The organism is Roseicella frigidaeris, from assembly GCF_003258945.1.
Lineage (GTDB): Bacteria > Pseudomonadota > Alphaproteobacteria > Acetobacterales > Acetobacteraceae > Paracraurococcus > Paracraurococcus frigidaeris.
In genome coordinates this window covers 1-11,540 of the sequence record NZ_QLIX01000004.1, presented here as the reverse complement: position 1 = coordinate 11,540, position 11,540 = coordinate 1, and the positions used below count along the sequence as shown (strand labels likewise).

The 11,540-nt window shown below is 68.5% G+C and carries 13 protein-coding genes and 1 pseudogene; 12 read left to right on the top strand and 2 right to left on the bottom strand.

What is annotated here, in order from left to right:
* The first annotated feature begins 55 nt into the window (after positions 1–55).
* Positions 56–1,021 carry a tripartite tricarboxylate transporter substrate binding protein gene (locus DOO78_RS07335; protein WP_111469100.1) on the top strand — a complete coding sequence of 322 codons (966 nt, stop codon included), beginning with the start codon at positions 56–58 and terminating at the stop codon, positions 1,019–1,021.
* A gap of 6 nt (positions 1,022–1,027) precedes the next feature.
* Here DOO78_RS07335 and DOO78_RS07330 read toward each other — a convergent pair whose 3' ends face one another.
* Entirely contained in the window at positions 1,028–1,903 is an 876-nt protein-coding gene (locus DOO78_RS07330; protein WP_243634443.1) for a DMT family transporter, read from the bottom strand.
* A 152-nt stretch (positions 1,904–2,055) separates the two neighbouring features.
* Here DOO78_RS07330 and DOO78_RS07325 point away from each other — a divergent pair, with 152 nt between their 5' ends.
* From DOO78_RS07325 to DOO78_RS27055, 7 genes are all read left to right on the top strand, one after another.
* The gene (locus tag DOO78_RS07325) at positions 2,056–2,811 is read left to right on the top strand and encodes an MBL fold metallo-hydrolase (protein ID WP_111469099.1); all 756 of its coding nucleotides are present in this window, start codon (positions 2,056–2,058) and stop codon (positions 2,809–2,811) included.
* Between the two features lie 67 nt (positions 2,812–2,878).
* On the top strand, positions 2,879–3,487 hold the full coding sequence (locus tag DOO78_RS07320; protein WP_207802823.1) for an HD family hydrolase: 609 nt from the start codon (positions 2,879–2,881) through the stop codon (positions 3,485–3,487).
* 179 nt (positions 3,488–3,666) lie between these two features.
* Complete coding sequence (locus DOO78_RS07315) at positions 3,667–4,704, top strand: methyltransferase (protein WP_207802822.1); 1,038 nt, start codon at positions 3,667–3,669, stop codon at positions 4,702–4,704.
* A 40-nt stretch (positions 4,705–4,744) separates the two neighbouring features.
* The gene (locus DOO78_RS07310) at positions 4,745–5,215 is read left to right on the top strand and encodes an acyl-CoA thioesterase (RefSeq protein ID WP_111469098.1); all 471 of its coding nucleotides are present in this window, start codon (positions 4,745–4,747) and stop codon (positions 5,213–5,215) included.
* Between the two features lie 177 nt (positions 5,216–5,392).
* Entirely contained in the window at positions 5,393–5,980 is a 588-nt protein-coding gene (locus DOO78_RS07305) for a metal-dependent hydrolase (protein ID WP_111469097.1), read from the top strand.
* Between the two features lie 144 nt (positions 5,981–6,124).
* The gene (locus tag DOO78_RS07300; protein WP_165838774.1) at positions 6,125–6,721 is read left to right on the top strand and encodes a papain-like cysteine protease family protein; all 597 of its coding nucleotides are present in this window, start codon (positions 6,125–6,127) and stop codon (positions 6,719–6,721) included.
* Between the two features lie 82 nt (positions 6,722–6,803).
* On the top strand, positions 6,804–7,673 hold the full coding sequence (locus DOO78_RS27055) for a hypothetical protein (protein WP_128080019.1): 870 nt from the start codon (positions 6,804–6,806) through the stop codon (positions 7,671–7,673).
* 50 nt (positions 7,674–7,723) lie between these two features.
* Here the strand turns inward: DOO78_RS27055 and DOO78_RS07295 are convergent, their stop codons facing one another.
* On the bottom strand, positions 7,724–9,076 hold the full coding sequence (locus tag DOO78_RS07295; protein ID WP_111469095.1) for an IS701 family transposase: 1,353 nt from the start codon (positions 9,074–9,076) through the stop codon (positions 7,724–7,726).
* A gap of 128 nt (positions 9,077–9,204) precedes the next feature.
* Between DOO78_RS07295 and DOO78_RS28075 the strand changes: the two are divergent.
* The 4 genes and pseudogenes from DOO78_RS28075 to DOO78_RS07280 form a co-directional block, all read left to right on the top strand.
* A pseudogene (locus DOO78_RS28075) lies at positions 9,205–9,306 on the top strand (IS5/IS1182 family transposase); the annotation flags it as partial.
* Between the two features lie 118 nt (positions 9,307–9,424).
* Positions 9,425–10,021: an IS5 family transposase gene (locus tag DOO78_RS07290; RefSeq protein WP_243634442.1), complete on the top strand. Its 597-nt coding sequence runs from the start codon at positions 9,425–9,427 to the stop codon at positions 10,019–10,021.
* A 112-nt stretch (positions 10,022–10,133) separates the two neighbouring features.
* Positions 10,134–11,147, top strand: a complete 1,014-nt coding sequence (locus DOO78_RS07285) for an NAD-dependent epimerase/dehydratase family protein (protein WP_207802821.1) — start codon at positions 10,134–10,136, stop codon at positions 11,145–11,147.
* Positions 11,144–11,443, top strand: coding sequence for a tripartite tricarboxylate transporter substrate-binding protein (locus DOO78_RS07280; protein ID WP_207802820.1), 300 nt, complete (start codon positions 11,144–11,146; stop codon positions 11,441–11,443). Before DOO78_RS07285 ends, DOO78_RS07280 begins: the two co-directional genes overlap by 4 nt.
* Positions 11,444–11,540 lie beyond the last annotated feature (97 nt).

The window sequence follows — 11,540 nt, the reverse complement described above, 5'->3', positions numbered from 1 at the left end:
GCGCCGGCGCCGCGGCATGCGCAGTCTCGGGACAAAGCCCGGAGGAGTCCCGAGAATGACCCTGCTTCACCGCCGGCGCGGCCTGCTCGCCCTCGGCGCGGCCGCGCTGGCGAGCCCCGCCCTCGCCGCCTTCCCCGACCGCCCGATCCGCCTCGTCGTGCCCTGGCTGCCCGGCGGCTCCGCCGACACGCAATTCCGGGTGCTGTCGGAGATCGCCGCGAAGCGGTTCGGCCAGCCGGTGGTGGTGGAGAACCGGCCGGGCGCGACCGGCACCCTCGGCGCCCAGATGATGGCGCAGGAGCGGAGCGCCGACGGCACGCTGGTCGGGCAGATGCCGATCAGCGCCTTCCGTCTGCCGGTGATGACGCGCCGGCCGAGCTTCGACCCGATCGCCGACTTCACCTACATCATCCACCTCACCGGCTATGTCTTCGGCGTGGTGGTGCGGGCCGACCAGCCCTGGCGGACCTGGCAGGAATTCCTCGCCCATGCCAAGGCCAATCCCGGCCAGGTCACCTATGGCACGCCCGGCGTCGGCAGCACGCTGCACATCACCATGGAGCGCATCGCCCAGGCCGAGGGGATCGAGTGGCTGCACGTGCCCTTCAAGGGCGGCGCCGACAACACCCAGGCGGTGCTCGGCGGCCAGGTGGTGGCGAATGCCGACAGCACCGGCTGGGCGCAGCTGGTGCAGGAGGGACGGCTGCGCCTGCTGGTGGTCTGGACCGCCGAGCGGGCGAAGCGCTTCCCCGAGGTGCCGACGCTGCGCGAGGTGGGCATCGATATCGTCGCCGACAGCCCCTATGGCATCGTCGGGCCGAAGGGCATCGACCCCGGCACCGTCCGGGTGCTGCACGATGCCTTCCGCGCGGCGCTGCTCGACCCGAAGCATGTCGAGACGCTCGAGCGCTTCGACATGCCGGTGCGCTACATGGGGCCGGAGGAGTATGCCGGCTTCGCGCGCAAGCTCTATGCCGAGGAGAGCGCGATCATCCAGAGGATGGGGCTGCGGATCGACTGACGGCCGTCATCCCCGCGGGCGCGCGCCCCGTCGCGCCCCGCGTCGCGCCCCTTGGGCCAGCCAGAGCGTCGCGGCCAGCATCAGCGCCGTGCCGAGGGCGAGGCTCCAGCCCGGCTGCTCGTGGAACAGCAGCAGCGCGAAGAGCGCGGTGATCGGGATGCCGGCATAGTCGACCGGCGCCAGCAGCCCGATCTCCGCCCGGCGCGAGGCCGCCTGCAGCAGCAGGTCGCCCGCCACCGCCAGCGCCGAGCCGCCGAACAGGCCGAGCAGGGCGATGGGCGAGGGGGAATCCCAGACCAGCGCCGAGACCGGCCCCCAGACCAGCACCGAGCTGATGCCGTACCAGGCGACGACGCGCGGCGGCGGCTCGGTCGCCGCCATGCGCTTCATGGCGATCATCACCAGCGCCCCGGTGATGCCGCTGGCGACCGCGGCGAGGACGCCGAGCAGGGCGGTCTCGCTCATCGCCCCGTCCGGCCGGGCGATGACCAGCACGCCGAGGAAGCCGAGCAGCGCCGCCAGCACCCGCTCCCGCCGCAACTGCTCGCCGAGCAGCAGCACGGCGAGCGGCAGCGCCCAGAGCGGCTTGGCCTGCATGATCGCCACCGCGTCGGCCAGGCGCATCCAGGCGATGGCCACGAGGTAGAGCATGAAGCTGGCGATGCCGGCGGCGCAGCGCAGCGCATGCCCCCAAGGGCGCCGCGTGGCGAGCGCCGAGGGGCCCTGGCGCAGCAGCCAGGGCGCCAGGATCAGCAGGGTGAAGGCGCCGCGCGCGAAGGGCAGCAGGGGCAGCGGCAGCCCATCCTGGATGGCGAGGCGGAAGCAGACGCCCATGCCGGCGAAGGCGGTGGTGGCGGCGAGCATCAGCCCGAGGCCGGCCAAGGCGCGGGACGATTCCGCGCGGGACGAGTCCATGATGGCCACCCTTACGACCCCGCTGCGATGCAGCAAAGCCCTTGCCGCACGGTTGACGCGCCGCGGCCGCGCCGCAAGGCTGGCGGCGCTGCGGGCGGCCCCGGGGAAGGACGAATGCGATGTACCGGCTCGACGTGCTGATCCAGGGCTATCCCGGCAAGTCGCTCTGCCATGGCGGCCTCGGCTGGAGCACCATCGCCCTGCTGCGCGGCGAGGGCCGCAGCATCCTGATCGATGTCGGCGCCTTCGCGGTGCGGCCGGAATTCGGCCGGCAGTTGCAGGCGGCCGGCTGCGCGCCGGAGAGCGTGACCGATGTGGTGCTGACGCATGCGCATTGGGACCACGCGGTGAACTACACGCTCTTCCCCAATGCCGCGATCTGGATCGGCCGGGTGGAGATGGACTGGGCGCGCCAGGTGCCGGCCGGCTTCAACCCGCTGCCCGAGCTCTATGTGCGCGACCTGGCGCAGCATCCGCGGCTGCACCTGCTGGAGGATGGCGAAGGCTTCCTGCCCGGCCTCGCGGCGCATCTCTGCCCCGGCCATACGCCGGGCTGCCTGGTCTACCGCCTGACCGGGGGCGAGGTGCCGGTGGTCTTCAGCGGCGATGCAGCGAAGAACCGGGCCGAGCTGCTCTCCATGGCGACCGACATGACCATGGATGCCGGCGCCAGCCGCGCCAGCCTGGAGCGCATCTGGGGCCTCTGGCGGCAGGTGCCGGGGACGCTGCTGATCCCGGGGCACGACCTCACCATGCGGCTCGATGCCGCCGGCCGGCCGGACTATCTCGGCGAGCGCCGCGCCGGCATCGCCGCCTGGTTCAGCGAGGACCTCTCGGTGACGCAGGAGATCGACCTCGCCACGCCGCGCTTCTGAGGAACGGGAGAGCCGGCTGGCGGCCGGGGAGGCGGGGCGGGCCGCGGCCGGCGAGGCGCGCGCCTGGGTGCGGCTGCCCTCCGGCCGGCGGCTCGACCTGCTGGCGCCGACGCCCTTCGACTGGACCGACGAGGACCTGGCGATCGGCCTCGCCCGCACCTTCCGCTGGGGCGGGCATTCCATCTGGCCCGGCGCGCCGCTCTCCGTCGCGCAGCATTCGCTGGCGGTGCTGGCGCTGCGCCGGAGCCGGGAGCGCGGCGGGCTGACGCAGGCCGAGGCGCGGCGCGAGCTGCTGCACGATGCCGAGGAGGGGCTGCTCGGCTTCGACTGCATCTCGCCGCTCAAGCCCTTCCTCGGCGCCGGCTTCGCCGCCCTGCAGGCGCGGCTCGGCACTGCCGTCGCGCTGCGCTACGCCCTGCCCGCCTGGACGCCGGAGGCGAAGCGTCGCCACAAATCCTGCGACATCGCCCTCGCCGCGGCGGAGGCGGTGCATGTCGCCGGCTGGACGCGGGCCGAGGTGCGCGGGACGCTCGGCATCCGCGCCGCGGTGATGGAGGCCGACCCGTTGCAGGCGGCCTATGGCGGCGAGGCGGGCTTCGCGCCCTGGCGGCCCTGGCCGCCGGAGCTGGCGGCGGCGCGCTTCCTCGCCGCGCTCGCGACGCTCACCGGGCTCTGACAGGCGGCGCCGGCCTGCGGGGCCGATGTGCGCTGGCGCACGGCCGCGCCGCTGCCGCTTGCGGTAAAGCCTTGATCCGCCGCGATGGACCCGGGGCCGGTGCCGGGGATGGGTGCATCGCCGCGGCAGGCAGGGCACCCTTCGCCGTGAAGGGCCGGTCCGTTGCCAGGGGGCAGGGCATGACCATGGATGCGGCCGAGGACCCGGCGCCATCGCCGGATGCGATTCTGCAACTCGGGCTCGGCTTCTGGGGCTCGAAGGTGCTGCTGAGCGCGGTGGAGCTTGGCCTGCACACGCATCTCGCCGAAACCGGGCCGCTGCCCGCCCTGGTGCTCGGGACGCAGCTCGGCCTGCATCCGCGCGGGCTGTACGACTTCCTCGATGCGCTGGTCGCGCTCGGCATGCTGCGGCGGGATGCGGCGGGGCGCTACGGCAACACGCCGGCGACCAACGCCTTCCTGGTCCGCGGCCGGCCCGGCTATGTCGGCGGCCTGCTGGAGATGGCCAATCTCCGCCTCTATCCCTTCTGGGACCGGCTGACGACGGCGCTGCGCACCGGCCGGCCGCAGAACGAGGCGGCGGATGGCCGGCCCGACCCCTTCTCCGCCATCTATGCCGATCCGGCGGCCCTGCAGGCCTTCCTTGCCGGCATGACCGGCGTCAGCCGCCCGGTCGCGCGCGCCATCGCCGATGCGTTTCCCTTCGCGGACCGGCGCTGCGTCGCCGATATCGGCTGCGCCCAGGGCGGCTGCCTTGCCGAGCTCCTGCGGGCGCATCCGCACCTCACCGGCATCGGCTTCGACCTGCCGGCGGTGCGGCCGGTCTTCGAGGCCTTCGCGGCCGGGCAGGGCCTGGCCGGCCGCGCCCGCTTCGTCGCGGGCAATTTCTTCGCCGACCCGTTGCCCGCCGCCGACGTGCTGGTGATGGGGCATGTCCTGCACGACTGGGATCTGGACCAGAAGCTGGCGCTGCTGCGCAAGGCGCATGCCGCGCTGCCGCCGGGCGGCGCGCTGCTGGTCTACGACGCGATGATCGACGATGCGCGGCGCGAGCATGCCTTCGGCCTACTGATGAGCCTCAACATGCTGATCGAGACGCCGGGCGGCTTCGACTATACCGGCGCCGATTGCCGGCGCTGGATGGCCGAGGCGGGCTTCGCCGAGACCCGCCTGCTGCCGCTGCCGGGGTCGCATTCCCTGGCGATCGGCATCCGCTGAGGCGGCTCCGCCGCCGGCCGATCCGGCCTATGCTCGCCGCATGGACGACCGGCCCGACCACCTGGCGGATTTCGCCTTCACCCATCCCCTGCGTGTGCGCTGGGCGGAGCTCGATCCGCAGCGCATCGTCTTCAACGCGCATTACCTGACCTATTTCGACGTCGCCCTGTCGGAATACCTGCGCGCCATCGGCTGCAAGTCCCCCGAGGGGCTGGGCCAGCATGGCTGCGACATCGTGCTCGCCCATGCCGAGCTCGATTTCCGCGGCTCCGCCCGCCAGGACGACGCGCTGACCCTGGCCGCGCGCGTGGCCCGGCTCGGCCGCACCAGCCTGACCTTCCGCATGGGCTGCTTCCGCGGCCAGCAACTCCTGGTCGCGGCGCGGATGGTCTACGTCAACGTCACCCTCGGCGAGCACAAGCCGGTACCGCCGCCGCCGGCCTTCCTGGCGAGGATCCTCGGCTTCGAGCGCATCGCCCCGGATGGTGCCGCCACGCCGCCGCCGGCCTGACGGGAAGAGCCTGGCGGGAAAAGAATGGACAATCCGCCTATTGCGGGGGAATCTTCAGACGCGTTCTCATGTTATCCCGCCAAGGTGGCGTGGCTTCGGCATGCCGCTCGCGCCAGGCTCTGACGCCCCGCCGGCCGCCCGAGACGGCGCCCCGGGGCAGGGAAGGTTCCAACCGCCATGCTGGCGGGCTCGCATGTCGCCCTCGGTGCCGCCGCCTGGATGGCGCTCGCGCCACATCTCGGCCGCCCGCCGCTCGATGCCGAGGCGCTCGCCCTGGCCGTCGCCGGCGGGCTGCTGCCCGATATCGACCATCCGAAGAGCTGGGTCGGGCGGCGGCTGCGGCCGGTCTCGGACCTGGTGGCGGGGCTGTTCGGCCATCGCGGCGTCACCCATTCCCTGCTCGCGCTGTGCGGCTGCGGCTGGCTGCTGCAGGCCGGCGCCCTGCCGGCGCGCTGGGCGGAACCGCTGGTCGCGGGCTATCTCAGCCATCTGCTCGGCGACCTGCTGACCCCGGCCGGGCTGCGCCTGCTCTGGCCGCTGCGCGGCACCTGGTCGCTGCCGCTCTGCCGCACCGGCTCGCCCTTCGAGCCGCTGGTCGTGGCGCTGGTCCTCGTCGCCGCCTGGAGCACGCTGCCCGAACGCCCGGATGCGCGGGCGGCGCTGCACCGCCTGGGGCTCTTCATCGCCGGCGCCACCGAGCCGGCGCCGCCGCCCCCGCCGCCGCGGCGACACAAGGTAGCGGATATGCCGCGAAGCCAAGTTTGAAAACGCGATCCATGATTTCAACTGTGATGACGATCACAGACATCCTCAAGCCGTCTCGCCACGATCCGCTAACATCCGTTAACGGATCGGGAGCAGAGGGACAGCTCAATGCGTATCGGCAGAAGATGCTTGCTGACGTCAATTATGGGCGGCGCAATCTGGCCGTTTGCGTCAGACGCTGCGCTGCGCTGCACCCCATTTGGACCTAATGGCATACAGGCTTGTGAAGCAGGCCTTACGCTTGGTGGTGCTCGGGAAGCCAAGCAGGAACACTCATTCTGGTGCTGGGCTGCCTGTATCGAGTCAGTTTTCCGCTTTCATGGTTTCAATGTAAGGCAGGAAAAGATCGTTGCGCGAGTTTTCGATTACGCAGCAAATGTATCCGCAAATGGCCCACAGATTGTCCGTGCTATTGACGGAGATTGGGTGGATGAAGGCGGAGAAAATTTTTCTGCTACATCAGAGGTGCTTTGGGATAGTCAATTTTTCTTTGGAAGGCTAGACGCAGTAAGCCAAGCTGCGCAGCAGTTGGTCGCTGGTAATCCGCTTATTATCGGAGCACTAGGACATGCAACTGTATTGACTGCTATGACCTATATTCGAGATTTGTCTGGTCGTGGCACCCCATTATCCTTAACCGTTCGTGACCCCTGGCCTGGCAGGCAAAGCCCACGGATTCTTGGCGCTGACGAGGCGATGCAGGCGCAATTTCTTGCCGCGATTTCCGTCGAACGATTTTGATTGTCATCAAAAATATTTCTACTAATGGATATATATGTTGAGGCTAAGGACGGAATTTTTGAGGCTCCGCCAGGAGGAGGCAATGTCCAAAATTTCTGATCAGCTAAACACAATAAAAGATGGAAATCATAAATCAGATTTTTCTGAAGATTCTCAGAAAATTTTGAATGAAGAATCGTCAAGGAACAAACCAGAAATCTGGTGGAAGAATCATTCTTTGATTATATCTGTGCTTGCCTTTTTATTATCGCTAGCCACAGCTTCATTTTCTGCCTTGGTCGGGCACCGCAAAGATATTCATGACCAACAAACACAACTTTCTGCGCAGACACAACTTTTATCTAATCTAAATATAAAGTATTTTGAAATGATAGAAAAATACCGTGGTTCGCAAATGGAAGGAAATATTGTATCACTAATTACAGCACAAATAAATACAGTATATAAGAACGCTACAGAAATTGCTCTTAGGCTTGGCACATATGCTACGACTGCTGAGTTTGTGACGCTGGCGCTGGGTGCACAAAATATGGGAGATATTACAAACGCAAAATTGTTATATGAATTGGCACTTGCGGCAGCGCGTACTGTGAATGATGAGTCAGCGGCATTGAGAGGGTTGGGGTTTATGGACTTACGCTGGGCAACGTCTCCTGAAATGCGAGATCGTGGAGCCAGCAGATTCCGCCAAGCTGGCAATCTTGATGCAAAATATGCAGCTTTGCCCGATATTCCAGGCGTACTTCCATACCTGAAAGCAATCGCGGAATTTAATTGGGCTGGAGCCATTTCGCATCAAAATTGCAATGAAGCTCGTGTGCATTTTAGCAACGGTCGGCAATTCCTGGCAGGTGCGCCATCGACGCCTGATATTGAACAGTTACGCCGCGCTTCGGAGCAGGAAGCAAAGGCAGGCATTGGTGGGGTGCTGAACTGTCTCCCAAATCCTTGACGCCGGTGAGGTTGCTGAGCGCGCGATAAACTAAGCTTGAGTTTGGCCATTCAGGCGGCGTGGCAGAGCGCGTATGCGATGCCCTCGCGGAGGGCTGGCGAGAGTTTTGTGGTCTCGATGGACTGCCGGGACATGACGAAACCCTGCTCGCTCCAGATCGCGCGTCGTACTGCGGCGAGGCTGTCGGCAAAGGTCGGCCGCTGCTTGTGGTACCAGGCGCTGGTCGAGACCGCGATCCGGGCACGGTCGTCGAGGCGCGATGCCAGCAGGGTGACGATCGAGAACAACCCGAGCAGGCATGGCGTGGTGCGGGCGATGGCCTTGTCCGACCACTGCCGCTGGGTCTCCACACCGAGGTGGTCGCGGACCTCGCGGAAGGTGACCTCGAGCTGCCAGCGCTGGATGAACCAGCGGATGATCTGCAGCGGCTCCTGCGCTGGATCGGTGCAGAGCAGGGCCTGCGGGTCGAAGCGTCGGCAGGGATCGCGCAGCAGCACCCAGCGGATCGGCACGACCGGCATGCCGCTGTGACGCCAGACGGCGGTATCCGAGTAGATTTCCACCACGCGATCGCCCTCGCCGTACCAGCCCGGCACGGTCAGGCGCTGCCAGCGGGTGGTCCTGTCGGCCAGCACCTCGGCCAGGGTCGGCAAGCGCTCGCCCTTGATCCGAGGCCGCCCGAGGGTGCCGGGCCGCCGCGGCGGAGCCGGCTGGTAGAGGGCCGCGTCGAGGCGCAGGCGGGTGACGCAGGTGACCTCCTGCCGGAGCAGGGCAGCCAGGAACTCCAGGGCGGAGAAGCCGCTGTCGGTTACGAGAACAAGCTGCCGCTCCGGCATCCAGCGGCGGGCCTGCAGGACCAGTTGCCGGCCCCAGTCGGTCAGCTTCTTGTGCCGCAGCCCGCGCTCGCGGCAGTACCGCTCCGAGGGCGCGAGGGCGGTCAGGAACGGCAGCGCCCAAACCCGCCCGGCCCAGGAGACCGGCACCAGCAGCATCAGGCTGAGCCAGCGCAGGCCGCTGGCCTTGACGAAGTGGCCGTGGCTGGAGCGGACCGGATCCCGATAGATCCCCTTGGCGCTGATGCGCTTGCCGCGCCGGCGCTCGATCGTGTCGTCGAGGCCCAGCAGCACCGGCCCCGCCGGCACGAAGGCGTCCAGCAGCAAGCCAAGCAGCACTCGCGCCGCTGCCCGGCCGCTCCAGGCGGCCCGGCTGAGAATGCGATGGTAGTTGACGAACCGCCGCTCCCGGCTGCGTCCGGTGATCCGCAGAATGCTCGTCACCGTGCGCCGGCCCGGTGCCAGGATCGCCCCGATCAGCACCACCACGGCATGCTGCCAACTCCGTCGGAAGAACAGCGGCGCGAAGCATAGGATCACCGCGGCGAAGCGGGCCGGCAGGCGTGGCATGGTGGCTGTCCTTTGGCCGGGACGCCCCACCTTAGCCAGTCACTCGCTCCGCCGCTTCAGCCCACGCAAATGGCCAAACTCGAGCTAAGAGCGCCTAACGAAACCTAGTTTGGTGCGTTTCTGGGGGCATGGCGAAGCCCCTGGTGTCTGATGATCTCTGGTCGGCGATCGAGCCGCTGTTGCCGCCCGAGCGGCCCAAGCCTAAGGGTGGGCGGCCGCGGCTGCCGGACCGGGCGGCATTGACGGGGATCGTGTTCGTGCTGGTCAGCGGTATCCCATGGGAGAGGCTGCTGGGAGAGGCTGCCCGCCGAGATGGGCTGCGGCTGCGGGATGAGTTGCTGGCGGCGGTTGCGCGACTGGCAGGCGGCGGGCGTGTGGGCCGCCTTGCACCGCCTGCTGCTGGAGCGGTTGCAGGCCGCCGGGCAGATCGACTGGCGGCGGGCCGCGCTGGACAGTGCCACTGTTCCGGCAAAAAAGGGGGCGCCGCGACCGGCCCGAACCCGATGGACCGCGGCAAGCCAAGCACGAAGAGGCATCTCGTCCACGGATGCCCGCGGCACCCCGCTTGGCCTGAAGCTGACCGGCGCCAACCGTCACGATAGCTTGCTCCTGTCGCCTACCCTGGATACCATCCCGCCCCTGCGCGGGCGTCATGGCCGTCCGCGGCAGCGGCCGGGCAAGCTGCATGCCGACAAGGCCTACGATGCCCACATCCGCCCGCAGGAGTGCCGCCTCCGCGGCATCATCCCCCGCATTGCCCGCAAGGGCATCGAGAGCAGCGAACGCCTGGGCCGGCACCGCTGGGTGGTCGAGCGTACCCACGCCTGGTTCAACCGCTTCCGCCGCCTGATCGTGCGCTACGAACGCCGCGTCGACATCCATCTCGCCTTCACCACCCTCGCCGCCTCCCTCATCACACTTAACCAAATCAAACGGTTCTGTTAGGCGCTCTTAGGCATATCGAAAGTCTTCAGCCTCAGACATCTGGCGCCGCATCGCCGCCCGCGCTTGGATGCGCGCCAGCCTGAGGGAGTGAACCATGCCAGGAAACCCAGCCGTGCCGATCCGCGGCAACCGCTTCTGCATCGTCGGCGGCGCCAGCCTCGTCGGCTCCGCGACGGCGGGCGAGCTGCTCGACCACGGCGCGGCCGAGGTGGTGCTGTTCGACAATTTCGCCTTCGGCTCGGACGCCGCCATCGCGCATCTGAAGGACCATCCGCGGCTGCGCCTGGTCCGCGGCGACGTGATGCGCATCGCCGACCTGCTGCGCGCGACCGAGGGCATGGCCGGCGTGCTGCAGCTCGCGGCCTACATGACCCTGTCGATGGACCGCGACCCCTGGGGCGGGCTCGACGTCAACATCCGCGGCGTGCAGAACGCGCTGGAGGCCTGCCGCGTCAACAAGGTGGGGAAGGTGGTCTTCGCCTCCTCCAACGCCACCTATGGCTATGGGCCGGGCGTGGCCGGCGAGCTGGTCGAGGACACGCCCTTCCATTCGGTGGGGGCGCCGCCTGCCGCCATCCTCTACGGCGCCAGCAAGATCATCGGCGAGCAGCTCTGCCGCGACGCCTTCCGCAAATGGGGCCAGGACTACGTGGTCCTGCGCTACTCCACCGTTTACGGCGAGCGGCAGCACTACCGCGCCGCCAATGCGCTCTACATCATCGAGACGCTGGAGAAGGTGCGGCGCGGCGAGCCGCCGGAGGTCTTCGGCGACGGCTCGGAGACCAAGCATTTCGTCTATGTCGGCGACCTTGCCCGGGCCAACCGCATGGCCTTCGAGAGCGCGGCGACCGATGTCGCGGTCAACGCCTCCGGCCCGGCCCCGACCACCACGCTCGAGCTCGTCCGGCTCGTCACCGAGCTGGCCGGCGCCAAGGGGGAGGCGGCCCCGGCGCCGCGCTTCGTCGGCAACGAGCCGGGCAAGGTGCGGCTGACCAGCGGCGGCGCCTTCCGCATCGCGCATGAGGCGGCCTTCCAGGCGATCGGCTGGAAGCCCGAGGTGGATATGCGCGAGGGGCTGCGGCGGCTGATCGCCTGGCGCGACTCGAACGAGGGAAAGGCGGCGTGAGCGATCCCGCCCGCGGCACCGCGACCCGCCGCGCCCTGCTGGGCGGCGGCGCCGGGCTGCTCGCCGCCCCGCTCGCCACCCCGGCGCTCGGCCAGCCGCGCTGGCCGGAGAAGCCGATCGAGATCCAGGTCGGCTTCGTCGCCGGCGGCGGCACCGATCTCGATGCCCGCAGCTATGCCCGGGCGCTCGAGAAGCGGATCGGCGGCACCGTCGTCGTCACCAACCGCCCCGGCGCGGGCGGCGAGCTGGCGCTGGCCGCGGTGGTGCGCGCCAAGCCGGATGGCCATACCCGGTGATTGTCAAAGAAGTTGTCCGGTGCCGATCAGGCGGCGTCTCTGATTTTGTGGTCGCTGAGGTCGCGCTCGGGGTTGAGGCAGACGTCACCGACCGGCG

Excerpts from the sequence above, each read along its gene's own strand:
- DOO78_RS07335 (WP_111469100.1), top strand. The coding sequence starts at position 56 with ATGACCCTGCTTCACCGCCGGCGCGGCCTGCTCGCCCTCGGCGCGGCC.
- DOO78_RS07325 (WP_111469099.1), top strand. The coding sequence starts at position 2,056 with ATGTACCGGCTCGACGTGCTGATCCAGGGCTATCCCGGCAAGTCGCTC.
- DOO78_RS07315 (WP_207802822.1), top strand. The coding sequence starts at position 3,667 with ATGACCATGGATGCGGCCGAGGACCCGGCGCCATCGCCGGATGCGATT.
- DOO78_RS07310 (WP_111469098.1), top strand. The coding sequence starts at position 4,745 with ATGGACGACCGGCCCGACCACCTGGCGGATTTCGCCTTCACCCATCCC.
- DOO78_RS07305 (WP_111469097.1), top strand. The coding sequence starts at position 5,393 with ATGCTGGCGGGCTCGCATGTCGCCCTCGGTGCCGCCGCCTGGATGGCG.
- DOO78_RS07300 (WP_165838774.1), top strand. The coding sequence starts at position 6,125 with ATGGGCGGCGCAATCTGGCCGTTTGCGTCAGACGCTGCGCTGCGCTGC.
- DOO78_RS27055 (WP_128080019.1), top strand. The coding sequence starts at position 6,804 with ATGTCCAAAATTTCTGATCAGCTAAACACAATAAAAGATGGAAATCAT.
- DOO78_RS07295 (WP_111469095.1), bottom strand. The coding sequence starts at position 9,076 with ATGCCACGCCTGCCGGCCCGCTTCGCCGCGGTGATCCTATGCTTCGCG.